This is a genomic window from Ochrobactrum sp. 19YEA23, assembly GCF_029909865.1.
GTDB lineage: Bacteria > Pseudomonadota > Alphaproteobacteria > Rhizobiales > Rhizobiaceae > Brucella > Brucella gambitense.
The window spans coordinates 367,286-390,025 of the sequence record NZ_JASAMQ010000004.1 but is presented as its reverse complement, the minus strand read 5'-3'; the positions used below and the strand labels follow the sequence as shown (position 1 = coordinate 390,025).

The following is a 22,740-nucleotide window of genomic DNA, read 5'->3' as shown; positions in this document are numbered from 1 at the left end:
ACAACGGGTGATGATCGAGCCGCCGTTTCCGGCATCGTCTTGCAAGTTGCTTTTGTGTCTTTGTCTCTGAGATTCTCGTAGCGCCGGCTTTGCCCGGCGCTTTTTTTTGAAATAGGGATGGAGCTGATCAGTCAGCCAGAACCCGTGTCGGCGGGAAAAGAATTTCCACAACAGTGCCGCGACCGGGCGTCGAGTCGATTGCGAACTGGGCGCGGTTGGCTTCGACCATCGCCTTGGTGAGCGGCAATCCGAGGCCGGTGCCTTCATTGCGCCAATCACGGGCCGGTTCACTTTGACGGCGCTGCGAAGCGTTGACCTGACGGAACGGCTTCAGCGCCTGCTCGACTTCCGACTTGGTCATGCCGATGCCCGTATCGCGCACCCGCATCGCCACGTCGCCATTCATCTCATAGCTGGTCGAGACGATGACCTGACCGCCGGGCGCGGTAAACCGCACGGCATTGGACAGGAGATTGAGCGCCACCTGCTTGATCGAACGCGCATCCGCGACGATATCCGGCAGATTGGACTGGAAGCTGGAGCGGATGATGATGCGCTCGCGATTTGCCTGCGGCTGCATCAGCGCAATAGCTTCGGCAATTGCATCGTTGAGCGACACCGCTTCAAACTGCATTTCAAGAGCGCCAGCTTCGATCTTGGAGATATCCAGCAGGTCATTGACGAGCGCCAGCACATGATTGCCGGAGCGGTTGATATCCCGCAGATAATCACGATAGCGATCATTGCCGATGGGGCCGAATTTCTCGTCGGCCATCAGCTCGGAAAAGCCGATAATGGCATTCAGCGGCGTGCGGATTTCATGGCTGATGCGCGCCAGAAAATCGGTTTTCTGGTTGGAGGCGCGCTCGGCCTCCTTGCGCGCATTGGTCAGCTCTTCTTCCGTGCGCTTCCACTGCGTAATGTCGCGCAGCACGGCGCAGAAACCACGCTTCTGCGGCAGCTTGCCGATGGTCATGAAAAGCGGGATAAAGCCGCCCTTGGCTTCACGGCCAATTACTTCGCGTCCATCATTGAGCACGCTCAGCACGCCATTGCCGGACAGTCCGCTCAGATAATCCATTGCCGCGCGCTGGCTTTCGATGGCGAACAGCATGGAGAAGAACTTGCCTTCCGTCTCGTCACGGTCATAGCCGAAGAGAGCGGAAGCAGAATGGTTCATCGAACGGATGCGCCCTTCCGGGTCGATCAGCACGACGCCATCGGTCGCCGTATCGAGGATGGTTTTCAGCTCATCCACATGGGCTTCCAGCGCCTGCTTTTCCTCATCATCGGTGACGGATTGCGGAACGGTTGCTTCGACAGGCGCAATTGCGGCTGGCGTCTCGGCAACAGGCATGAGGCTCAGCAACAAGGCGCGACCGCCCTGCCATGCAATAGCATTCAGATGCGCATCGACCGGCTGTTCGCTGCCATCGGCATGACGCAACACCATGCCCTGACGCGGCGCATGGTCGTCGCTTTCACTGTTGAACAGCGCTTCCACACCGCCCGCATGGCGGATGTCTTCAATGGCATCATAGCCGGTGAGATCAAGCAGCGCCTGATTGACGTAATGCACTTCGTCGCCGGAATGAATGATTACGGGAACCGGCAGATTGGCCAACAGGGCCGTCTCATCGATGGCAGCCGGTTCATGAGCATCGTTGTCGGCAGGGCTTTCGACCTGCTGCTCTTCGCGCTGCGAAACCGTGGACTGCTCAACGGGAATTTCTGCAATCGGAGCGGCAGGTTCGATAATTGGTGCCGCCGGGACTGATTCAGCGGCGACCTCTTCCTGTGCCACGACAGGAGTGTCAGCAGGCACATTGGAAGTCGCGTCAGCCTGCGAGCTGGAAAGACCCTGCTTGCGCAGGCGGTCAGCGATTTCGCGGAACGCATTGCGCTCGGTTTTGGTCAGTCCACCTTCCGGACGCTGTTCGCGCTCTCTGACTTTCAGGAGTTTCGCCTGATCAGCCGCGACCTTTTCCTGTGCAGCCGTATTCAGCAGGTTGATCACCTTGTCTGAATCGCGGCGTCCGGCTGTTGGCGCGATGTTGAGCGGTGGCTTCGGCAGCGTATCGCCGGGATGATCGTCATTGGCGATTTCTTCGGTCAGCGCCAGCACATCGTCGTCAGAGCTATCGCTGTTGACGGCATCCTGAATTTCAGGCTTGCGCTTTTGCGGAATCCCGCCAGCCAGCGCGAGGCCGATCTCTTCCGGGTCTTCCACTGCTTCGTCAGGGCGCACCAGACCAAAGCCGCGGAAACCGATGAACACGCGATCGCGGGAATAGACCGGTAGCGCGGCCAGTTCCACCGGCACGCGCAGATTGGTGCCTTCGACCGGCCACATCAGGCGTTTGCCCGACCATGTGTCGCGCTTGCTCAGCAGCGATGCAATGCTGCCATCGTGATCGAAGCCGAACACATTGGCGACGTCGCTGAAACGGCGTCCGGTTACATCAGCGGAATTGGGGCCGACGGTAATGCCGAACTCCGGCGAAATTTCGCTGAAAACGCCGTCGGCACTGGTCTTCCAGATGAAGCGGGCAGGTGGTGCATCGCGGTCGAACTGGAAGCCCTGCGGCTTTGGCGTTTCGGCTGCGGACTCGTTGACGGCTTCAGCCATTGGCGCAGCGACCGTCTCTTCCTGAACGGTTGCTTCTTGTTCAGGAAGCATCTCTTCAAGAATTTCTTCCGCGCCTTCAGGCGACTGGACAACGGGTTTCGCCGCGACCTGTGCCGGGGCTTCGGCGACGATGCACAGAAGATGCAGCGCGGGTGCGTCGATCAGCCGGGCGATTGCGCCCGGTACGGACTGGCGTCCCGCACGGATGCGGCGCTTGACGATGCGGTCAGGCGTATCGGCCGCTTCCACGACCAGATCTTCAAGCGTTGCAGCGGAAATATCGAGCGCGGCGAAGCGCTTGCTTGCCGCGATGACCTTGCAGTCGGCATCGATCAGCGCGACATGCGTGTCGTCATCGCTCAGACCGGCGATGATGTCTTCCGCATTGCTCGATGCGCCGCTGGTGGTAATCACGAGACCGGCTATCCCATCGGGCAGAACAATGTGGGAAATCCAAAGGCGCGTCAGTTCCGAACGCAGGCCGCCGCCAAGGCGCACCGATACAGCGCGGGGTTCTGCGCTGTTATCGTCGCTGGCGGCTGCGATCTGACGGCGTGCGGCGACAGGCAGATCGATTGCGCTGCCGATCATATCCTCGATACGGTCGAAGCCGAACAGTCTGGCTCCGGCGCCGTTTACCCAAAGCACAGCCGACAGATCGCGTGTCAGCACGATCTGCGCATCGCCTTTGGCAAAGCCTTCGCGGATAGCATCCAGCGCGGCAATATCGATGAATGGGTATGATCCAGACATACCGGTCCTTATCTGTTCTTTCGACCGCCCCGTCGTAGCCATTAACCGCCTGTTAATAAGCTCACTGAGGCCGCGGGTCCATATTTCCATACGGTATGAGCCCGATTTTCTATTTCATTAGTTAATGCCGGAATGGCAATTTTACAGGTTGTGCCCGATATTTCGGTTGTTCACAGCCAGCCACCTGCAATGGTTACCAGTCTCTGTAGAATATGGGTGGAATTCGACATTGAATCAGACAATTGGGAATTTCTGAAAAAAGAGCGCTATAATCGCTTGCAATATGGATCGATTCTCCGTATGTGACCCCCTGTCGGCGGCGCTGAGGCGCTTGATCCGGCAAAGGTACGCGGTCGTAGCTCAGTTGGTTAGAGCGCAGGATTGTGGCTCCTGAGGTCGTTGGTTCAACTCCAACCGACCGTACCATTTCTCTCTCAGGCCATTTCACTAACACATTGAGTTTACTGCGGGATTGGACAATCTCGCCGTGACGCCGTTGTCGCTTGCGGCAAACTTGGCTACATTCTCGGCTTTGAAGGCTATATTCAAGGACCTCGCAATGATCGGATGCATGCCGCCGCTTATCCTGCTGATTTTGGGGGCTGGCATTGGTGCATTGATCGGCGGCAGCACCGATGCTGTTTATGGCGGGCTTGTCGGCCTTGCCATCGGGCTTGTTGTGATGGTCATTCTTATATGGATATTGATGAAAGCCCGCAATCGATAGGCCGCTTTACCCGACCGCCACGAGTGAGTTTTATCGGCGTATGTACGTTTGGTAAGCCAATTCCGGTTGCAGTTTTCCAGGAAAACAACAAAGGCCAGAGCTGAGCTCTGGCCTTTGTTTGTAAATACTGGAGGTCAAATCTGGCTGGGCTTAACGGCCAGCGAGAATGCCTGCAATGATACCGGTTGCGGTGGTGACAAGCAGGAACTGGTTGTCGACTTTCACCCAGCGCTGGCCCGGACCCGGACGGCGGAGGCCGTAGCGATTGTAGTCGCGCACTTCCGGATGACGACGCCAGTCATTGTAACGCTGGCCCTTGGACCAATGCTGACGGCCATGATCACGACGATCATTGCGGCCGAATTCCTTGCCATGCGACGGGCGTGGCTTCTGCTCCATGCGGTGCGGACCCGGCTTGCGCTGATAATCCTGCGCCTGTGCTGCCAGCGGCGCGCCGATGAAGGAAAGGGCTACGGCTGCAAGAATGACTTTTTTGAACATCATGTTCTCCTTTGCTGTGGGGTGGACAATATTGGGAGACGAGTGAACGGAAGATGAATGGCAGCATTTTGAAACATTAAATAAAATCAATGTGATATTAACGCTTTGTTAACCATGGCTTTATGTGTGTCGAAACCTGTTCGATCAGGATGGAAACACTTGACCGGTCCGGCATCGGAACGTAATAGTGTTACGACGGTTCCCCGACCGAGAGTGAAGGGGATTAATAGGGAACACGGTGAGGACGACCCGAAAAGGGACCAAGACCGTGGCTGCCCCCGCAACTGTAAGCGGATTGCTGTCCATCCTCGTGACGCCAACAGGCGTCATGCCACTGAGCTTGATCGTGCGAAGCACGAAAGGCGCGGGAAGGCAGATGGAAGCGACTATCCGCAAGCCAGGAGACCTGCCGTCATAGGGCCTTGAGCCCACCATCATCCATTGTCACGGGCGGGGATGCCCGGAGCAGGAGCAGGTTATGACAGCACATCGCGCTGCAAAGCGCCTTTTTACATCGTCATTCATATCCCCGGATATCTCCGTTTGCTCACGGTGCCTTATCGCTGCCGCCCGCTGACGTGGCCACATCTTTCATTATTTCGGGGATTCTCATGACATTCCACGGCAAGACGTCGTTCCGCGCAGCGCTATGCGCTCTTTCATTGTTCGCAGGCGTGCCGGCACTTCAGGCTGCAGAAACGCAATATCCGCTGACGCTGAAGAACTGCGGACGCGACGTTACTTTCAAACAGGCCCCGACGCGCGCGGTGGCTGTTGGCCAAAGCAGCACGGAAATTCTGTACAGCCTCGGTCTCGGCGATAAGGTGGTCGGCACGGCAGTGTGGTTTGGCCCGGTGCTCAAGGGCTTTGAAGAGGTCAATGCCAAGGTCAAGCGGCTGGCCGATAACGATCCGAGCTTTGAAAGCGTTCTGGCGCAGAAACCTGATATCGTGACGGCGGATTTCCAGTGGCATGTCGGACCGAACGGCATCGTCGCCAAGCCGGAACAGTTCGAGGAACTGGGCATACCAGCCTATACGTCGCCTTCGGATTGCGTCGGCAAGGATAATTCCGGCGGTGGCGATGGCGTGCGCACGGCAGCCTTCACGATGGATGTCGTCTATCAGGAAATCGGTGAGCTGGCCGCGATCTTCAATGTGCAGGATCGTGGTGAAAAGCTCATTGCCGAACTGAAAGGGCGTGAAGAAGCGGCGCGCAGCAAGATTGGCGCCAGCGGCGGCAAGCTGTCGGCGGCTGTCTGGTTCTCCAGCACGCAGATCGACGCCGACCCCTATATCGCCGGAAAGTTCGGCGCTCCGGCCTATATTCTGTCAGCGCTTGGCATCAAGAATGTGGTCGACAGCGAAGAAGAGTGGCCGACGGTCGGCTGGGAGACGATTGCAAAGTCCAACCCGTCGATGATCGTTGCTGCCAAGCTGGATCGCCGCCGCTATCCGGCGGACGATATTGCCGTGAAGCACAAGTTCCTCGAAAGCGATCCGGTGACGAGCCTGATGCCTGCCGTAAAGGGCGGTCATGTCTTCGACATGGATGCGCAGTCAATGAGCACGTCATTGCGGGTGATTGAAGGCATTGAAACGCTGGCGGCGGCCATCGCTGCCTCGGACCTCAACAAATGACGGCATTGGTGGCCATAGGAAGGCTTCCTTTCAGCAACAAGGTGAGCGCCGGGGTTCTGGCGCTCATTCTGTTGCTTGCCGCCCTGTGGCTGGGCGCGGCGATTGGTGAAACCGCCATACCGCTGGATGTGGTGGCGAAGACCGTCGCCAACCGGCTGTGGCATGCAGGCTATGTGCTCGATCCCATCGATGAGGGGATCGTGTGGAGCTATCGTCTCAGCCGCGCCGTGGTGGCGGCATGCTGCGGCGCGGCGCTGGCGCTTTCCGGCGTTGTGCTGCAATCGCTGCTGCGCAATTCGCTTGCCGATCCGTATATTCTGGGCATTTCCGCCGGGGCATCGACCGGGGCTGTCAGCGTTGCCATTCTTGGCATTGGCGCTGGCGTTCTCACGCTTTCGCTGGGCGCATTCATCGGGGCGATACTCGCCTTCGTTCTGGTTTCACTGCTGGCGCTGAAAGCCGGGCGCGGCAACAGCGCCATCATTCTGGCTGGTATAGCCGGCTCGCAGCTTTTCAACGCGCTGACCTCGTTCATCGTGACAAAGGCCGCCAATGCCGAACAGGCGCGGGGCATCATGTTCTGGCTGCTCGGCAATCTTTCCGGCGTGCGCTGGCCCGATGTGACGCTGGCGCTGCCTGCCTGCCTGATCGGCCTGATCATCTGCCTCTGGCATGCCCGCGCGCTCGATGCTTTCACCTTTGGCGCAGAATCCGCCGCTTCGCTCGGCATTCCGGTGCGGCGCGTCTATGCGGTGCTGATTGGCGCTAGCGCCATGATGACGGCGGTGATGGTCTCCATCGTCGGGTCCATCGGCTTTATCGGCCTTGTCATTCCCCACGCGGCGCGGATGATTGTCGGCGTGCGACATGGCGCACTATTGCCGGTCAGTGCGTTGATCGGCGCAATTTTCATGATCGCCGCCGATATCGTGTCGCGCATTATCGTGCCGGGACAGGTGCTGCCCATCGGGGTTGTGACAGCGCTGGTTGGCGCTCCGGCCTTTGCGCTGCTGCTCGGACAGAGGAGGGCGCGCGCATGATGCTGTCGGCGCAAAATGTTTCCTGGATGGCGGGCGGCGCGGAAATCCTGAGCGGCGTCTCGCTTGAGGTGATTGAAGGCGAGTTTCTCGGCATTATCGGACCGAACGGCTCCGGCAAGACGACACTTCTGTCACTGCTTTCGGGGCTGAAGCGTCCGCGTAGCGGTGCGGTGCAACTCGGTGAAGCGCCGATTGAGCGTTTCAACCGCCGCGAGATTGCGCGCATGTTGGCGCTGGTCGAGCAACAGGCGGAAACGACCGAGCGCATCACGGCGCGACAGGCGGTGGAGCTTGGCCGCACGCCCTATCTCGGCGCACTTTCGCCGTGGTCTGCTGAAGATGACGCCATCGTCGATCATGCGCTGGCGCATGTGGATATGACGCATCTGGCCAAACGCAACTGGCATACGCTGTCGGGCGGGGAACGCCAGCGCCTGCATATTGCTCGCGCTCTGGCGCAGCAGCCGCGCATCTTGCTGCTGGACGAGCCGACCAATCACCTCGATATTGGGCACCAGATCGGGCTTCTCGATCTCGTCCGTCGGCAAAGCCAGACCAACGGGCTGACCGTGGTGGCAGCGCTGCACGATCTCAACCATGCCGCCATGTTCTGCGACCGCATTGCGGTGATGGACAAGGGACGGTTGGTGGCGCTCGGCGCACCGCGAGACGTGTTAACGGCGGAGCGTATCCGTTCCGTGTTTGGTGTCGATGTGGAGGTCGAGCATATGGGTGCCAGCGGTTGTCATATCCGCTATTGCGCACCGGGGCATGTGCATGAAGCGCCGGTGCTGCAACTGCGTACAGCTTAGCACTACAGTTGCATTCTTCGTGATGCCGGTCTGCAACGAGCAATTTCCTGCGCTCCGGTGCTCACGTACCCTTAAGTACGCTCCGCTCCGGTGCTCAAAAATCACTCGTTTCGCCGCGGCCTGACGAATTTGCAACTGTAGTGCTAGTTTAAAGCGGCTTTCAAGCGGCGCTGCTCCAGTCCGAGCCCCAATTCTTCCGCGCGGGCAATGATCGGAGCAAAGCGGCGCTGCTTCTTTTCCTCGTGATTGGAAGCAATGTCGGCAATGCGGTGCTTCAGGAACGGGTTGAGAAAACGCTCGCGAACGGAAACCACATAAGCTTCCGCCGCATCGCCAAGTCCATCGGCTGCGAATACCGGCAGCACTTCTTCGCGCCACAGGGCTTCCAGCTCGCTGCGGATGGTTTCATCATGCATGGCTTCCAGCACGATTTCGTCTTTGGGGCGATTGTCCTTCAGCCACCGTTCGGCAATGAAGCTATGGCCGAGATTGAGCAGATAAAGCTTCAGCCGCTCATAGCGCGCCAGATCGTCGGTGACGACAATGTCCTTGTGGCGGCATGGCAGCGTCAGGCCCTGCGCCTGTTCGATAGCCCAGATCGCATAGGGTTCGGCAATGGTGCCGACCGGCTCAATCGCTTCGGACACAATGCGGTCCACCAGACTATTGGCAAAGATGCAGCGCGTTTCCAGCCATTCGACAAAACCGTTCGGCAGCTTCCATTCCTGCGCCAGCCCGGTCAGGATGGTGCGCAGTTTGTCGCCGTTGCGGGAAATCAGCTCGCAGGGGAAAATCGAGAGCGGCGCGTCCGGGTTGTTCTGCCAGCGATGGTGCAGTAGCACGAGCAGCTTTGCGGGAAAGCTCTTCGGCAGGGTCTGTGGATTGGCGAGCAGTGAAGCGTCGTCGCTCGCGTCCAGCTCATAGCCCTTGTCGCCGGTGTTCGAGAGGATCACCTGGACAGTCGCGCCGAGATCAAGAATCTCGGCCCAGTCGGTATGTGCGGAATAAGCGGCGGTCACGCCCTTGGCGTTGTGCTCCGTTTCCGACGGCTTGCCATCGACCAGACCGCGGATCACCACGGGATAGGTCTTGCCTTCATTCAGCGCGGCGATGCGTTGCGCGCTCTGCGGATTGGACGTTGTCTGCACCACAGCAATCGTGCCGATTGCATCACCTGTCGCCAGCGCTTCGGCGACGAAGAAATCGGCATGGGCGAGCAGAAAACGGCTGGTGCCGAATTGAAGAATCGCTGGCTTGTTTTGCATGGCTTGCTCCCGAATTTGTAACCGTAGTGCTACGCGATCCGCGCTAAATTGGTCAAGCCAATAGGCTCAAGCCGCAGAAATAGAGCTGAACTTTTCTGGAGCGCTGCGCGATTTGCCGCATTTTCGCACCGATTCAGGCATATTGCGCTTCCCGTTGGCTGGAATTATGGTAAGGCCAATTTGGGAGTGATGATGAGCGACTTTGCGGCCACAGCGGAACCTCGCAGGCTTTACCAGCAGATTGCCGACCGGGTCAGAAATCTGATTCAGGACGGACAGTTTCCGGCGGGAAGCAGGCTTCCGGCTGAGCGCGAGCTTGCCCAGCAACTCGGCGTGTCGCGCCCGTCGCTGCGTGAGGCGCTGATCGCTCTCGAGATTGCCGGCAATGTCGAAATCCGGATGGGTTCCGGCATCTATGTCAATGCCGATCCGGAAAAGCGTGTTGTTACGCAAGGTGTTTCCATTGGCGAAAGCCCGCTGGAAATCATGCAGGCACGCGAGCTGATTGAAGGCAGCGTGGTGGTGATGGCCTGTGCGCGCATGACGCCGGAGCCGCTTGCCGCATTGCGCGCAACGCTCGACGAGATGCGGGCCAATGTGCATGTCGACCGCCGGGCGATGGAGCTTGACCGGCAGTTTCACCTGTTGCTGGCCGAACAGGCGGGCAATTCGGTGGTGGTGCGGATCATCCGCGACCTCTTCGACGAGCGGCACAGCCCGCTGACGTCGCAGATCAGGACGCGGTTTGAGAATAACGATACGTGGGTACTGGCTTTGGCAGAACACGAAATCATCTATGCGGCGCTGGAGGCGAGGGATCCGCTTCAGGCGCAGGCAGCCATGCGAACGCATTTGGAGCAATCCAAACAGCGTTGGATGGATAACGAGCCGCGTGACAGGTCATTCGCGGCGACATGAATTGGGAGTGAGGTCAGACACATGAATATTTCCGTTTCCCCGGCTGCAACGCCGGTCATCCTGCTGCATCCATCCGACGACGTCGCGGTTGCGCGCATTTCCGTTCGCGCTGGCGACCCCATCGGGCTGGAAGGCATCAATGCCCGCGAGCTGATCGGTCGTGGCCACAAGGTTGCCATTCGCGCCATTCCAGAAGGCAAGGAAGTTCTGAAATACGGACAGGTCATCGGCGTCGCCACCAAGGACATCGAGGCTGGCGAGCATGTGCATCTGCAAAACCTCGCCATGCTGCCTTCCGAGCACGAGCACCAGTTCTCCATCGATATCGAAGAACGCGGCATGCTGCCGGAAGCCGAACGCCGCCATTTCATGGGCTTTGATCGCGGTGCTGGCGGTGTCGGCACACGCAATTACATCGGCGTCATCTCGTCGGTGAACTGCTCGGCCACCGTGTCGCGTTATATCGCCGACTATTTCAACCGCATGGGCGGTCTTGATGGTTTCGACAATGTCGATGGCGTCGTCGCGCTGACGCACGGCAGTGGCTGCGCGATCAACACCAAGTCGGAAGGCTATCGCCTGTTGATCCGCACCATTCAGGGTTATGCCAAGCATCCGAACTTCGGCGGTATCCTGCTGATCGGTCTTGGCTGTGAAACCAACCAGATCGCGCCGATCCTCGAACATTACCGCATGGAAGAAGGCACGCGCCTGCGCACCATGACGATCCAGCAGCATGGCGGCACGCGCAAGACCATCGATCATGCGATTTCCGAGATCAAGGAAATGCTGCCGCTGGTCAATTCTGCGGTGCGCACCAAGCAGCCGCTGTCGAAGCTGAAAGTGGCGCTGGAATGCGGCGGCTCGGACGGCTATTCCGGCATTTCGGCCAATCCGGCGCTGGGCTATGCGTCAGACCTTATCGTGCGCAATGGCGGCACGACCGTTCTGGCGGAAACGCCGGAAATCTATGGCGCAGAACATTTGCTGACGCGCCGCGCCGTGACGCCAGCAGTGGCCGAAAAGCTGTTGCAGCGCATTGACTGGTGGCGCGATTATACCGCACGCAACGGCGATGAACTCAACAACAATCCATCGCATGGCAACAAGCTTGGCGGCCTGACCACCATTCTGGAAAAGTCGCTCGGTGCGGTTGCCAAGGGCGGCTCCATGCCGCTCAAGGCCGTCTATGAATTTGCCGAAACCGTCACCGAGCCGGGCTTCGTCTTCATGGATACGCCGGGCTATGATCCTGTGGCCGTGACCGGTCAGGTGGCGGGCGGCTGCAATGTCATCTGCTTCACAACGGGCCGTGGTTCGGTTTCCGGCTTCAAGCCTTCGCCTTGCATCAAGATCGCCACGAATTCCGAAATGTACGAGCACATGAAGGAAGACATGGATATCAATTGCGGCGGCATCGTCACCGGTGCGGAAACCATTGAAGAGTCCGGCACGCGCATCTTCGAATATATTATCGCGGCCGCCTCCGGTGAAAAGACGCTGAGCGAAATCTACGACTATGGCGACAATGAATTCGTGCCATGGCAGGTCGGCGCCGTCACCTGATCTACATCTTTCAATATGTAATCGACAGGAATATCCGATGGTCAAAGCTCTGCGTATCGAGAGTGAAAACGTAACCCGCTTCGCCGAGATCGATGAAGCGCCGCTGCTGCCCGGTCATGTGCGCGTCAAGGTGCGCCATGTCGGCCTGTGCGGCAGCGATCTGAACACCTTCAAGGGTCTCAATCCGCTGGTGCAGCTGCCGCGTATTCCGGGGCATGAAATCGGCGGCGAAATCATCGAGGCCGGTGCGGGCGTCGATGCGGCTTATGCTGCGGGCAAGCGGGTCATCGTGCTGCCCTATACCAATTGCGGCGAGTGCTCGTCCTGCCGCAAGGGGCGGCTCAATGCCTGTCGCTATAACAAGACGCTCGGCGTGCAGCAGAATGGCGGTCTGGCCGACCAGATCGTGCTGCCTGCCGAAAAGCTGATCCTGAACGATACGCTCGAGCCACGCCATCTGGCGCTGGTCGAGCCGCTGTCGGTGGGCTTTCATGCCGTGGCGCGCGGTCGCGTCGAGGCGGGTGATACGGTGGCTGTGCTTGGCTGCGGCATGATCGGCATGGGTGTGCTGATTGGCGCGGTAGCGCGTGGCGCCAAGGTTATCGCCATCGATCCGAGCGCCGAAAAGCGCGAGCTGGCGCTGCAATTCGGCGCAACGCATGTTCTGGCGAGTGGCGAAGATGTCGTGCAAAAGGTGATGGAACTGACCGGAGACGACGGCGTGGATGTCGCTTTCGAAGCGGTTGGCTTGCCAATCACCTTCACGCAGGCGGTTGACCTTGCCTGCTTCGCGGGACGTGTGGTTTATGTCGGCTATTCGAAATCGCCAGTGACCTACCAGACCCAGTTCTTCAACCTGAAGGAACTGGACATTATGGGGTCGCGCAATGCGACGCTGACCGATTTCGAGGCCGTTGTCGCACATCTGGAAAAGCTTGGCACCGATGCCGACAAGCTCATCTCGAAAGTGTTTCCATTCGACGAAGCCGAACAGGCGCTCCCCTATTGGGACGGCGACCGCAATGTGCTGAAAATCGTGATCGAGCGGGCTTAATAAGCCGCGTTATCGAGAAAAGGGGAGCCGGTTTGGCTCCCCTTTTTTGTTTGGCGCTTAGCATCAATCCGTGCCGACACGCTGATGGCTGCTCTGTCATTTTATTACATTATCGGTTCTTGCGAGCAAAAATCTCTGTTGCAAACTTACATTCCGGCTCTTACGCTGCTGCAAACAACAAGGCGGCAAACCAGTTAAAAGCCGTCATCACGACGGGGAATGGCATGACGCATGCGGGCGAATTTGCGGGAAAATCGGTTCTGATCACCGGTGCGGGCGGCGGTGTTGGCAGTGCGCTTGTGAAGCTGTTTGCAGCGCAGGGCGCGCGCGTCATCGGCTGCGATACAGCGCTGGACCATTTGACGGCAGAAGAGCTTCATAGCCGCCACGCCTTTGATCTGCTGGACCGCAGCGCGCTTGAACCGGCGGCAGAGAAAATCATTGCTGCGGACGGTCTGCCGGATATCGTCATCAATAATGCGGGCTGGACACGCGCGGAAACATTCGACGGTCTTGTCCAGAGCAAGATCGAAGCGGAAATCGACCTCAATCTCACCGCCGTGGCTGGCTTTTCCAACGTCATGGCGCAAGCTATGGCCGCACGGGGGCGGGGTGTCTTCGTGTTTATCTCTTCCGTCAATGCCGTCCTGCATTTCGGCAACCCGGCCTATGCCGCCGCAAAGGCCGGGATCAACGCTTTCGCCAAGGCCATTGCTGTCGAATTTGGACAAAAGGGCGTGCGCGCCAATGTCGTGTGTCCGGGATCGATCCGCACTCCGGCCTGGGATCATCGCATTGCGCAGAACCCTGCCGTGCTGGAGCGCTTGAAGCGCCTTTATCCGCTGGGGCGTATCGTTGATACGCGTGAGGTGGCGGAGGCGGTCGCCTTTCTGGCCTCTGATCGCGCATCGGGGATTACAGGCGCGATCCTGCCGGTCGACGCCGGGTTGACCGCTGGCAGCAGGCCTTTCATCGACGATATTCTCGGAGGGAACTAGACCGATGGGAAAGGGCAGCGGCTTGCCGCGCTGATTGCCATGAGCAAGGTTGCCGACATCATAACGCGGCTGCATGTCGTGGCGCAGGACGGGTCAAAATCCGACCGGAAACTGGCCGCGCTGGTGCTGGCCGATCCGGATTATGCGTCAAAAGCCGCGATCTCCGACATTGCCGCGCGGGCTAGCGTGAGTGAACCGACAGTGACGCGCTTTTGTCGTGCGCTCGGTTGCAATGGGGTGCGTGAGTTCAAGTTTTTTCTGGCGCAGGCGCTGGCCATTGGCGGCCAGTATCTGACAGCCGAACCTCCCGCTCGCGAGATAGGCGAGAACCGCATCGCCACAGCGGTGACGGATGCGGCGATTGCCGCGATCCAGCGCGCCAGCGATGGGCTGGATATGGCCGTGGTCATGAAAACAGCCGAGCGATTGGCCGTTGGCGGCCCTGTTCTGTGTCTGGGATCGGGCGGTATCTCCTCCATGCTGGCGACTGAAATGCAGAACCGGCTGTTTCGTCTTGGCATTCCGGTCAGCGCACAGGTGGATGGCCAGTTGCAGCCCATGTATGCCGCGGTCACCACGCCTGAAACGACGGTGATCGCCTTTTCCGTTTCGGGCTTTGCGCGCTCCGTGGTTGAGGCGGTGCTGGTGGCAAAGCAATATGGGGCGGTGACGATTGCCATTACAGCGGCTGATTCCGATCTTGCGCGGGCGGCGGACAGGATCATTCCGTTTCAGGCGGATGAGGACGGGAATATCTACAAGCCGACCTCGTCACGCTTTGCGCTGCTCGCCATTCTCGACATGATCGCCACAGCGACGGCCGAGGCGCGCGGGCCGAAAGTGCTGGAAAACCTGCGCCGGATCAAACACAGCCTGAATACGCTTAAAATCGACGATCCGCGTCTGCCGCTGGGCGACTGAGATTATTGTAATGCACATAGTCGCGGCATAGAGAGCGTTGCGACAAGCAAGGGGATGAAGATGACGGGAACGATCAATCCGTTCGAAGGCGATCAGGATCGCGCACAGATCTGGGACATGCTGGTGCGGCGTGACATCGAGGCTTTCGTCAATCAGGACTGGGCATTGGTGGCCGACGATTTCGATGAAATGCGCTTTCTCGGCATTCACGCGCATCATGAAGCCGATCCCGATAAATGGAATGCCGGATTTCCGACATTGGCGGCCTATCGAGAGGAGTGGCTTCGGCAGGCGGCGGAAAGCGCTGCGACGGAATTTGCCGAATCTCTCTCAGACGGCATTTTCCGCGCGACCGATCTCAGCGTTATCGACACTACGGGCGATGTCGCAGTTGCGCGGAAGAAATTTTACGGCACCATCGCGAAAAAAGATGGCTCGGTTGATCGCCTCAACTGGCAGACGCTTTATTTCTGCCGTCGCGATGGCGCGCGTTGGAAAATTACCGGCTTCGTCGGGTATATGAGATATCGCTAAAAATAGCGGATTCAGGTGTTTTTGGGCGCAAAAGAGGCAGGTTTGCGCCCATTTTCATGTATAGACGAATACATGTCGATCAGAAGTATAATCACACTGTTTTTCTCTAATTATAGCTATTTCGTCTTCAATCTATAGTCATCGGGCTGATGTCGCAGCTGACGGCATATTTGTCGCACGCCGTTCGTGCAATTGAGTGGCGGAGGACTACTATTGTCCTCATGCTGGCCGACTTCGACCTACTTAAAAAATGCCCCGGCCAGCCTGCATATTTCGTCGCGCAACCTTTCAAGAAATCACTAAAGGGGATGGGTGCGCTTGGATGAATTCACGGCTGTGGGTGGACATGTCGGGAAATGACCTATATAGAATCAGGCAATCTTTCGCTAATCATTCCATGCGTTCCGTTCGCGGAACGCAGATCGTGTGTGCGCAATTTGCGCTGGAATGAAGTTTTATCAATCTTGAAAAGGAGATTAAGTCCGCCAGCACAGCGGGGTTAAACTTAATGCATGGTATTTTATACAAGGATGAAAGTATGAAGTCGCCGGCTAAGACAAAGATAAGCTTGAATGGCGTGTTTAAAGTCTTCGGCGACGACCCGGAGCGTGCAATGGAAGCATTGCGCGCAGGCAAGTCAAAAGCGCAGATTTACAGCGATCTCGGGGCCACTATCGGCGTCGACGATGCTAGTTTCGATATTTATGAAGGCGAAGTATTCGTCATCATGGGTCTGTCCGGCTCGGGCAAGTCGACTCTCCTGCGCCTGCTCAATCGTCTCATCGAACCGACCGCCGGTTCCATCGAAGTGGAAGGCCGCGATATCGTCAAAATGACGAAGCGCGAGCTGATCGACCTTCGCCGCCGCGACATGAGCATGGTTTTCCAGTCATTCGCGCTGTTGCCCAACCGTTCGGTGCTGAACAACGCCGCCTTCGGCCTTGAAGTGGCCGGAATGGGCGAAGCCGAGCGTCACGCAAAGGCGCTGAGCGCGCTCGCAGCCGTTGGTCTTGAACCTTATGCCAACAGCATGCCGGACCAGCTTTCCGGCGGCATGAAGCAGCGCGTCGGTCTGGCGCGGGCCTTGGCCAGCGAACCGACCATTCTGCTGATGGATGAAGCGTTTTCTGCGCTCGATCCGTTGATCCGCACGGAAATGCAGGACGAGTTGAAGCGTCTTCAGGCCCAGCACAGCCGCACCATCATCTTCGTCAGCCATGACCTTGATGAAGCGATGCGCATTGGCGACCGTATCTGCATCATGCAGCACGGCAAGGTCGTACAGGTCGGCACACCGAACGAGATCGTCTCGGAGCCTGCCAACGATTATGTCCGGTCCTTCTTCCGCAATGTGGATGTGTCGCGTGTCTTCAAGGCCGCTGACGTCGCCCGCGAGGATGAACTGATCGTGTTCGAACCGGACCAGCTAGCAACTGCGCTGGAGCGTTTTGACGCCAGCGGCAAGCTGTTTGGCGTGCTGGTTGATGCCGACCGCACCTATCGTGGCCTTGTCAGCCGAGATGCGCTCGCCAAAGGCGCTGTCGCCGAAGCCGGAACGCGACTTGACGACGTGGCCGCCATCGAGGCGGAAGCACCATTGTCGGGTCTGTTGACGCAGGTTGCAACCAGCCCCTGGCCGATGCCCGTCACCGACCGGCAGAACCGGTATGTTGGCGCTATCAGCAAGTCGGCATTGCTTGAAACTTTGGGTCGTGCGGGCTGATTGCCCGCTCCAATCGTTTCTCGCACGCTTTGTGTGATGCATTTCCAGTCAGACCGGTTCCCGCTTTTGCTGGAAATGCTTCTCACCCAGTCCAGAAATACGGAAATGGACGGTAAAACATGGATTTGAATTTCAGTGTTGGTGGTGCGGCTGATGTGGTGGTCAATTACATTCTCGACCATTTCACGCCTGCACTCGACATAATCGCAGCGGCCATTGGTTTTGTGACCGATGGTATTCAAAACGCTCTCATCGCAATTCCACCTGTCGCCGGTGTGGCCATCCTCACCTTGCTCGCGCTGTGGCGCGTCGGCTGGAAGTTCGCGATCTTCACTATTCTCGCATTGGCGCTCATCATCCACATGGAATTGTGGAGTGGCACAATGGAAAGCCTGTCGCTGGTGCTGGCATCGACCGTCATCGCGATGGTCATCGGCATCCCGCTGGGTATCGCTATGGCGCGCAGCGACATGGTGGCGTCGATTGTGCGCCCGGTGCTCGACCTGATGCAGACGATGCCAGCCTTTGTCTATCTTATCCCGGCGGCGATGTTCTTCGGCCTTGGCGCCGTGCCCGGCACGATTGCAACGGTGATCTTTGCCATGCCGCCAGTGGTGCGCCTGACCAATCTTGGCATTCGTCAGGTTCACGCGGAATTTGTTGAAGCGGGTCTGGCCTTCGGCTGCACGTCGCGACAGCTCCTGTTCAAGGTGCAGCTGCCGAACGCCATGCCGTCGATCATGGCCGGTGTGAACCAGACAATCATGCTGTCCCTGTCGATGGTGGTCATCGCGTCGATGATCGGCGCAGGTGGTCTTGGCAATACGGTCCTGACCGGTATCCAGCGCCTCAATGTGGGCCTTGGTTTCGAAGGCGGTCTGGCCGTGGTCATTCTGGCGGTCATTCTCGACCGCATCACCCAGAGCTTCGGCAAGGGAAATGGCACCGGCTTCTTCAAGAGGCTGGCATCAATGAGAAAGGCGGCAGACACACAGTCTGCCTCATCCTTTCGCAAGCAGGAAGCATGAAACAGAACAATAAAATAACGGCAGCGCATTCCGAAAAGTGGGAACCGGTTTTCGGGCAAAAATGCGCTCCAAAGAATAATAAAACGGGAACTGAATCCAATCGAAAAGGAGTAGGCATGTTGAAGAAACTTGCAGGTTTCGGTCTGGCTGCAGTGGTGGCGGGTACCATGACAATGGGCGCGGCCTTTGCGCAGGACGGTAAGACGGTAAAGATCGGCTGGGCCCCGTGGTCCGATGCCGAGTTCGTCACCAAGCTGACCAAGAAGCTGATCGAAGACAATCTCGGCCAGAAGGTCGAGCTGGTGCAGACCGATGTTGCACCGCTTTATCAGGGCGTGAGCCGTGGCGATATCGATGCCATGCTAATGGCCTGGTTGCCGGAAACCCACGCTGATTATTACAAGCGCATCGAGGGCAAGGTCGAAAATCTCGGACCGCTCTATGAAGGCGCAAAGCTTGGCTGGATCGTTCCCGATTACATCCCGGAAAGCGAGATCAGCTCTATTGCCGATCTGAAGAAGCCGGAGGTGAAGGAAAAGCTGAAAGGCGAAATTCAGGGCATCGATCCGGGCGCCGGTCTGACACGTCTGTCGCAGGAAGCGATCAAGAAATACGGGCTCGATTACAAGCTCAACATTTCGAGTGAAGCGGCCATGTTGACGACGGTTGATCGCGCAACCCGTTCGGACGGCTGGTTCGTGGCAACGTCGTGGAGCCCGCACTGGATGTTCGGCAAGTACAAGCTGCGCTATATCGCCGATCCTGAAGGCGCGCTGGGCGGTGCAGAGCATGTGGACGCTATCGTCCGCAAGGGTTTCAAGGAAGAGAACCCGAAGGTCGCATCGCTGCTGACCAAGATCGACATTCCGATCAACGAACTTGAATCGGCAATGTTCGACGCACAGCAGACGTCTTACGAGAAGGCCGTCGATAAATATATCGCCGACCATCCGGACCGCATCAAGGAATGGCTTGCCGAGTAAATCGGTAGCCTGGATATGGAAAAGCCCCGCTCATGCGGGGCTTTTTTTATCCCCTGCGGGCGATCAGAATACCGGCAATGACAATCGCGCCGCCAAGCCCCTGCATCATGCCGAGCGGCTCGGACAGTATGGTCCAGGCGAGGAATGCCGCCACAACCGGCTGTAGCAGCAAGGTGAGTGACGAGAAGGACGCGGGCAGAAACGCCAGCGCATAGGCGATCATGCTTTGCCCAGCGGCATGGGTGAGCCATGCAAGCCCCGCCAGAACGAGCCAGCCATAGAGCGTGGTGGGCATGATCTGCCCTTCCGCAAAATAGGCGACCGGCAGCGACACGATCGCTGCAATGGCGCTGCTCCAGAGCATGATGCGCATGGTCGAAAACCGGTTGCGCAGGCGACCGACCGACAGAATATATCCGGCATAGAAGACAGCCGCGAGCAGCGCGAGCGCATCGCCGGACGATTGCGAATGCAGAAGTTCGCCGGGGCCGCCCTTCAGCACGACCACACCGAGGACGGCAACAACCAGCCCGATGATGAAAGACTGGCTGACATGTGCCTTATAGAGCAGCCATGCCGCAAGCGTTACGAAGATCGGGGCCATATTGGCGAGAAGCGTCGCATTGGCGACCGATGTGTAATGCAGCGACAAATGCCACGCGCCGAGATCGGCAGCGATGAACAGGCCAGGCACAGCAAGCAGCAGACAGTCCGTGAGGGTGAGGCGGGCATTATCCTTGATGTCACCGCGCTCACGTCCGCTCATCAGCATGAGCGGGATGACCGCCAGCGCCACGCGCCAGAATCCGGTGGCAAGCGGCCCAACTTCGGAGAGGCGAACGAAAATCGGCGAGCTGGCGATGGCAAAACCACCCGCCACCAGAATTGGCATGGCCCAGCGCTGACCAAAGGATTGGGCGTTGGAAGGGGTTGGGCTCGTTACGGGGCTCTCTGGGGCGGTCGTCTGCGACATGTCAAACTCGGGGTCAAACTCGGTCTTGTGTCGAACGCCTAAAGCCGCCTGCATGATGGATGCTGCGGGCACGCGATGAGGTCCGACATGCGAAAGATGAACCGGCGTTGCAGAGCGAATTCAGCACATTTTTTCTGCTACGCATGTTCCAAAACCGTCTGTCATGTCGCAAAGCAATCGAATTGTAGAAATTCTCAATTGTGGGCAGGACGGACGTCGAGATTGCTTATTCCTGTTTGAACACAGCGTCCAGAAGAAAGATGTGCCGACAGGTTGCTTTGCGATCACTGTTGCCACAACGCCTTCAGCATATCGACAGGCAATAAAAAAGCGCCCCGCAGGGCGCTTTCTGTTCGTTGATCGTTCGCTTACCGATAGGGCGATACGCACTGTCTGCGTGGGCCGCTGTTCGGCTGGAAGGTGTTATCCGAAACGCGATAGGTACGATAACGGTTTTGGCACCACCGCACGTGGTTGTTGCTGTGCACAACTCGGGGCTGGTTCAGAGCACCGCCGACAATCGCACCTGCGGTGAAGGCTGCCAGAGGATACCACCAGCCGTCGCTGTGGCGGCGATAACCATTACGATAGTAGCGCGAGCCATGATGACCGTGCCAGTAGCCGGGACGGTTCGAAGGCCGGTGACTGCTGTGTGGCGGACGGCCCGGCCTGTTGGCGTGATGCGGCGGGCGACCTGGCCTGTGCGCATTGCTCGGCGGACGTCTGTGACGCTGGGCATGATGACCCCGCGGCGGACGGCGATCATCGCGAACCTGTTCGACATTCTGATTGAGAGCAGGACGCTCGAGGTTCATCGGCGCAGCCATGCTCGGAACAATGGATGTGATACCAAAGACCAGCGCCAAGGTCCCCGCGCATGCCTTTTTCAAGATGTTCATGTGCAACCCTCCGTATGGAACAACGCATCTAAACGCCTGAAAACACAAATGGTTCCGTATTCAGGCGGCGGTCAGGCCAATATTTGATGCGATGAAGGGAGCGGTTTACGCGGTGCCGATACGAACGATCTTGTCCACGAGTGAAGAGGCCAGATTGAGCGCGCTGCCGGTAGCAGTCACGATCTGCGGCAGGATCATCCATTCCAGCATCCATGCCGCGCCTGAGCGTTCCTGCTCATGCACCATGGACTGGTGGAGGCCGGAAATTTGCACCGCGTTGAAACGGGCAAGGGCGACCAGCACTTCGGCCCCGACCGGGTTTTGCTTGTGCGGCATGGCGGATGAGGCCCCGCCGCCCGACAGGGAAAGCTCTGTGCCAAGCTCTGCCATCAGCGCGATGTCCTGCCCGAATTTGCCGAGCGTCCCGGTGATCAGCGACAGAAGGCTGCCAAACTCGGCAATGAATGCGCGCTGGCTTTGCCATTGCGGGCGGTCATGCAGGTCAAGCTTTTGCGCCAGAAGCGCGCGCAGCGCAGGGCCTTTGTTGCCAAATTTTTCCAGCGTTCCGGCAGCTCCCCCGAATTGCAGCGGGAGGGCGAGGGCGGCAAGCTTCTGCTCATAATCGCCCAGCGGACCCTGCCAGCTTGCGATTCGGTCGGAAACCGTGATCGGAATGGCAGCCTGCATGCGGGTATAGGCGGTGAGGCCATTCTTGCCGAAGGTCTCGTCAAGCCACTGGAAACGGGCGGTCAGGTGTCGCAGCCGACAGAGTAAAATGGCGTTTACTTCCTGTAGCCGAAGCATCAGGCTCGTATCGATGACGTCCTGGCTGGTCGCGCCGAAGTGGAGTTGTGCGGCAAATTCCGGACCGGTCGCCTGACGCAGTTCCTTGACGAGTGCCGGGATGATCACGCCATCCCGCGCGGTTCCGCTTTCAAGAACGGACAGGTCTGGTTCAAAAGTCTCGGCTGCAAGCCTGATCGCATTGGCGGCCTCGACAGGGATGATCCCCAGCGAAGCCTGGGCATCCGACAGGGCCACTTCGAAGCGGACCATTCCGGCAATATCCGCGGCCGCGGTGAAGAGACTTAAAATCTCTTCGTCATCGCCAAAAAGTCCCGCCAGAAACGGATGTTCGAATACCGAAATGCTCATGCGTCAAATATCGAAAAAGACTGTTTCTTTTTCGCCCTGCAAGTGGATGTCGAAAGTATAGATGTCACCTTCACGCTGGCCGATCAAGGTCTGGACGCGTGGGCGGTGCTCGACCCGTGCGAGGACCGGATCTTCCGCATTGGCGTCGGCTTCGTCGGAGAAATACATCCGTGTGTGCAAGCCGAGATTGATGCCGCGTGCGACGATCCAGAACGTGATATGCGGAGCCATCAGGCGTCCGTCCCGGAAAGGAACACGACCGGGCTTGATCGTATCGAAGGTGAATTCGCCGGTTTCCATATGGGTTGGACAGCGGCCCCATCCCCGGAAATTGGGATCGGCTTTGCCGCCGGTTTCCGAAGGGCTGTTATAAAGCCCGGCGGCGTCGGCCTGCCAGATTTCCAACAGCGCATCGCGCAGCGGCGCGCCTATGCCGTCCAGAACGCGACCTTTGATGGTTACACGCTCGCCCAGCGTCTTGTCGTTGGTTAGCGGGGTCGATCCGAGATCTTCCGCGAAGACGCCATTGATCCCGACGAAATTCGGCGTCAGTCCGATATGGACGTAAGGACCTGCGGTCTGCGATGCGCTTTCCTTGAGATAACCCAGTGGCTGTACCAT

At 58.4% G+C, this 22,740-nt stretch carries 20 protein-coding genes, 1 tRNA gene and 1 riboswitch; of the genes, 14 read left to right on the top strand and 7 right to left on the bottom strand.

From position 1 onward, the window contains the following. Nucleotides 1-127: 127 nt before the first annotated feature. The gene (gene pdhS / locus QBD01_RS13315) at nucleotides 128-3,382 is read right to left on the bottom strand and encodes a cell-division control histidine kinase PdhS (RefSeq protein WP_280993192.1); all 3,255 of its coding nucleotides are present in this window, start codon (nucleotides 3,380-3,382) and stop codon (nucleotides 128-130) included. A gap of 349 nt (nucleotides 3,383-3,731) precedes the next feature. On the opposite strand from pdhS, the gene QBD01_RS13310 reads away from it, so the two are divergent. Together QBD01_RS13310 and QBD01_RS13305 are read left to right on the top strand one after the other, a co-directional pair. Then, nucleotides 3,732-3,808 (top strand) — tRNA-His (locus tag QBD01_RS13310). A 133-nt stretch (nucleotides 3,809-3,941) separates the two neighbouring features. Then, nucleotides 3,942-4,109, top strand: a complete 168-nt coding sequence (locus QBD01_RS13305; RefSeq protein ID WP_280993191.1) for a hypothetical protein — start codon at nucleotides 3,942-3,944, stop codon at nucleotides 4,107-4,109. 150 nt (nucleotides 4,110-4,259) lie between these two features. On the opposite strand, the gene QBD01_RS13300 is transcribed toward QBD01_RS13305, so the two are convergent. Continuing rightward, a complete protein-coding gene (locus tag QBD01_RS13300) occupies nucleotides 4,260-4,610 on the bottom strand; it encodes an RcnB family protein (RefSeq protein ID WP_182520857.1) in 351 nt (116 codons plus the stop codon). A 179-nt stretch (nucleotides 4,611-4,789) separates the two neighbouring features. Further along, nucleotides 4,790-5,039: riboswitch (cobalamin riboswitch) on the top strand. A 182-nt stretch (nucleotides 5,040-5,221) separates the two neighbouring features. Between QBD01_RS13300 and QBD01_RS13295 the strand changes: the two genes are divergently transcribed. The 3 genes from QBD01_RS13295 to QBD01_RS13285 are packed head-to-tail and all read left to right on the top strand — an operon-like array spanning nucleotide 5,222 to nucleotide 8,102. Continuing rightward, entirely contained in the window at nucleotides 5,222-6,250 is a 1,029-nt protein-coding gene (locus QBD01_RS13295) for an ABC transporter substrate-binding protein (protein ID WP_182520773.1), read from the top strand. Further along, the gene (locus QBD01_RS13290) at nucleotides 6,247-7,290 is read left to right on the top strand and encodes an iron ABC transporter permease (protein ID WP_151592055.1); all 1,044 of its coding nucleotides are present in this window, start codon (nucleotides 6,247-6,249) and stop codon (nucleotides 7,288-7,290) included. Before QBD01_RS13295 ends, QBD01_RS13290 begins: the two co-directional genes overlap by 4 nt. After that, nucleotides 7,287-8,102 carry an ABC transporter ATP-binding protein gene (locus tag QBD01_RS13285; RefSeq protein WP_280993190.1) on the top strand — a complete coding sequence of 272 codons (816 nt, stop codon included), beginning with the start codon at nucleotides 7,287-7,289 and terminating at the stop codon, nucleotides 8,100-8,102. The genes QBD01_RS13290 and QBD01_RS13285 overlap by 4 nt, the downstream gene beginning before the upstream one ends. A 143-nt stretch (nucleotides 8,103-8,245) precedes the next feature. On the opposite strand, the gene QBD01_RS13280 is transcribed toward QBD01_RS13285, so the two are convergent. Continuing rightward, entirely contained in the window at nucleotides 8,246-9,367 is a 1,122-nt protein-coding gene (locus QBD01_RS13280) for a mannitol dehydrogenase family protein (RefSeq protein WP_280993189.1), read from the bottom strand. 192 nt (nucleotides 9,368-9,559) lie between these two features. Here QBD01_RS13280 and QBD01_RS13275 point away from each other — a divergent pair, with 192 nt between their 5' ends. From QBD01_RS13275 to QBD01_RS13235, 9 genes are all read left to right on the top strand, one after another. Continuing rightward, nucleotides 9,560-10,285 carry a FadR/GntR family transcriptional regulator gene (locus tag QBD01_RS13275; protein WP_078336723.1) on the top strand — a complete coding sequence of 242 codons (726 nt, stop codon included), beginning with the start codon at nucleotides 9,560-9,562 and terminating at the stop codon, nucleotides 10,283-10,285. A 21-nt stretch (nucleotides 10,286-10,306) separates the two neighbouring features. After that, the gene (locus tag QBD01_RS13270) at nucleotides 10,307-11,851 is read left to right on the top strand and encodes an altronate dehydratase family protein (protein WP_280993188.1); all 1,545 of its coding nucleotides are present in this window, start codon (nucleotides 10,307-10,309) and stop codon (nucleotides 11,849-11,851) included. A 37-nt stretch (nucleotides 11,852-11,888) separates the two neighbouring features. Beyond that, nucleotides 11,889-12,905, top strand: a complete 1,017-nt coding sequence (locus tag QBD01_RS13265; RefSeq protein ID WP_280993187.1) for a zinc-binding alcohol dehydrogenase family protein — start codon at nucleotides 11,889-11,891, stop codon at nucleotides 12,903-12,905. 224 nt (nucleotides 12,906-13,129) lie between these two features. Further along, entirely contained in the window at nucleotides 13,130-13,903 is a 774-nt protein-coding gene (locus QBD01_RS13260) for an SDR family oxidoreductase (protein ID WP_280993186.1), read from the top strand. A gap of 39 nt (nucleotides 13,904-13,942) precedes the next feature. After that, a complete protein-coding gene (locus QBD01_RS13255) occupies nucleotides 13,943-14,824 on the top strand; it encodes a MurR/RpiR family transcriptional regulator (protein ID WP_280993185.1) in 882 nt (293 codons plus the stop codon). A 60-nt stretch (nucleotides 14,825-14,884) separates the two neighbouring features. Beyond that, on the top strand, nucleotides 14,885-15,358 hold the full coding sequence (locus QBD01_RS13250; protein WP_280993184.1) for a hypothetical protein: 474 nt from the start codon (nucleotides 14,885-14,887) through the stop codon (nucleotides 15,356-15,358). Nucleotides 15,359-15,896: 538 nt separating this feature from the next. Next, nucleotides 15,897-17,081 carry a glycine betaine/L-proline ABC transporter ATP-binding protein ProV gene (proV, locus tag QBD01_RS13245; RefSeq protein WP_182520763.1) on the top strand — a complete coding sequence of 395 codons (1,185 nt, stop codon included), beginning with the start codon at nucleotides 15,897-15,899 and terminating at the stop codon, nucleotides 17,079-17,081. A gap of 119 nt (nucleotides 17,082-17,200) precedes the next feature. After that, on the top strand, nucleotides 17,201-18,109 hold the full coding sequence (locus QBD01_RS13240; RefSeq protein WP_078336728.1) for a proline/glycine betaine ABC transporter permease: 909 nt from the start codon (nucleotides 17,201-17,203) through the stop codon (nucleotides 18,107-18,109). Nucleotides 18,110-18,225: 116 nt separating this feature from the next. Continuing rightward, entirely contained in the window at nucleotides 18,226-19,092 is an 867-nt protein-coding gene (locus QBD01_RS13235; protein WP_182520762.1) for a glycine betaine ABC transporter substrate-binding protein, read from the top strand. Nucleotides 19,093-19,138: 46 nt separating this feature from the next. Here the strand turns inward: QBD01_RS13235 and QBD01_RS13230 are convergent, their stop codons facing one another. From QBD01_RS13230 to pcaG, 4 genes are all read right to left on the bottom strand, one after another. Next, entirely contained in the window at nucleotides 19,139-20,065 is a 927-nt protein-coding gene (locus tag QBD01_RS13230) for a DMT family transporter (protein ID WP_280993183.1), read from the bottom strand. Nucleotides 20,066-20,433: 368 nt separating this feature from the next. Further along, on the bottom strand, nucleotides 20,434-20,964 hold the full coding sequence (locus QBD01_RS13225) for a BA14K family protein (RefSeq protein WP_280993182.1): 531 nt from the start codon (nucleotides 20,962-20,964) through the stop codon (nucleotides 20,434-20,436). A gap of 105 nt (nucleotides 20,965-21,069) precedes the next feature. Continuing rightward, complete coding sequence (locus tag QBD01_RS13220; RefSeq protein ID WP_280993181.1) at nucleotides 21,070-22,119, bottom strand: 3-carboxy-cis,cis-muconate cycloisomerase; 1,050 nt, start codon at nucleotides 22,117-22,119, stop codon at nucleotides 21,070-21,072. Between the two features lie 3 nt (nucleotides 22,120-22,122). After that, on the bottom strand, nucleotides 22,123-22,740 hold the full coding sequence (gene pcaG / locus QBD01_RS13215; RefSeq protein ID WP_280993180.1) for a protocatechuate 3,4-dioxygenase subunit alpha: 618 nt from the start codon (nucleotides 22,738-22,740) through the stop codon (nucleotides 22,123-22,125).

What these genes read in the sequence shown, in the direction of transcription:
- QBD01_RS13295 (WP_182520773.1), top strand. Translation starts at nt 5,222, where the DNA reads ATGACATTCCACGGCAAGACGTCGTTCCGCGCAGCGCTATGCGCTCTT.
- QBD01_RS13300 (WP_182520857.1), bottom strand. Translation starts at nt 4,610, where the DNA reads ATGTTCAAAAAAGTCATTCTTGCAGCCGTAGCCCTTTCCTTCATCGGC.
- QBD01_RS13220 (WP_280993181.1), bottom strand. Translation starts at nt 22,119, where the DNA reads ATGAGCATTTCGGTATTCGAACATCCGTTTCTGGCGGGACTTTTTGGC.
- QBD01_RS13265 (WP_280993187.1), top strand. Translation starts at nt 11,889, where the DNA reads ATGGTCAAAGCTCTGCGTATCGAGAGTGAAAACGTAACCCGCTTCGCC.
- QBD01_RS13305 (WP_280993191.1), top strand. Translation starts at nt 3,942, where the DNA reads ATGATCGGATGCATGCCGCCGCTTATCCTGCTGATTTTGGGGGCTGGC.
- QBD01_RS13230 (WP_280993183.1), bottom strand. Translation starts at nt 20,065, where the DNA reads ATGTCGCAGACGACCGCCCCAGAGAGCCCCGTAACGAGCCCAACCCCT.
- proV (WP_182520763.1), top strand. Translation starts at nt 15,897, where the DNA reads ATGAAGTCGCCGGCTAAGACAAAGATAAGCTTGAATGGCGTGTTTAAA.
- pdhS (WP_280993192.1), bottom strand. Translation starts at nt 3,382, where the DNA reads ATGTCTGGATCATACCCATTCATCGATATTGCCGCGCTGGATGCTATC.
- QBD01_RS13280 (WP_280993189.1), bottom strand. Translation starts at nt 9,367, where the DNA reads ATGCAAAACAAGCCAGCGATTCTTCAATTCGGCACCAGCCGTTTTCTG.
- QBD01_RS13270 (WP_280993188.1), top strand. Translation starts at nt 10,307, where the DNA reads ATGAATATTTCCGTTTCCCCGGCTGCAACGCCGGTCATCCTGCTGCAT.
- QBD01_RS13285 (WP_280993190.1), top strand. Translation starts at nt 7,287, where the DNA reads ATGATGCTGTCGGCGCAAAATGTTTCCTGGATGGCGGGCGGCGCGGAA.
- QBD01_RS13260 (WP_280993186.1), top strand. Translation starts at nt 13,130, where the DNA reads ATGACGCATGCGGGCGAATTTGCGGGAAAATCGGTTCTGATCACCGGT.
- QBD01_RS13225 (WP_280993182.1), bottom strand. Translation starts at nt 20,964, where the DNA reads ATGAACATCTTGAAAAAGGCATGCGCGGGGACCTTGGCGCTGGTCTTT.
- QBD01_RS13235 (WP_182520762.1), top strand. Translation starts at nt 18,226, where the DNA reads ATGTTGAAGAAACTTGCAGGTTTCGGTCTGGCTGCAGTGGTGGCGGGT.
- QBD01_RS13255 (WP_280993185.1), top strand. Translation starts at nt 13,943, where the DNA reads ATGAGCAAGGTTGCCGACATCATAACGCGGCTGCATGTCGTGGCGCAG.
- QBD01_RS13240 (WP_078336728.1), top strand. Translation starts at nt 17,201, where the DNA reads ATGGATTTGAATTTCAGTGTTGGTGGTGCGGCTGATGTGGTGGTCAAT.
- pcaG (WP_280993180.1), bottom strand. Translation starts at nt 22,740, where the DNA reads ATGGTACAGCCACTGGGTTATCTCAAGGAAAGCGCATCGCAGACCGCA.
- QBD01_RS13290 (WP_151592055.1), top strand. Translation starts at nt 6,247, where the DNA reads ATGACGGCATTGGTGGCCATAGGAAGGCTTCCTTTCAGCAACAAGGTG.
- QBD01_RS13250 (WP_280993184.1), top strand. Translation starts at nt 14,885, where the DNA reads ATGACGGGAACGATCAATCCGTTCGAAGGCGATCAGGATCGCGCACAG.
- QBD01_RS13275 (WP_078336723.1), top strand. Translation starts at nt 9,560, where the DNA reads ATGAGCGACTTTGCGGCCACAGCGGAACCTCGCAGGCTTTACCAGCAG.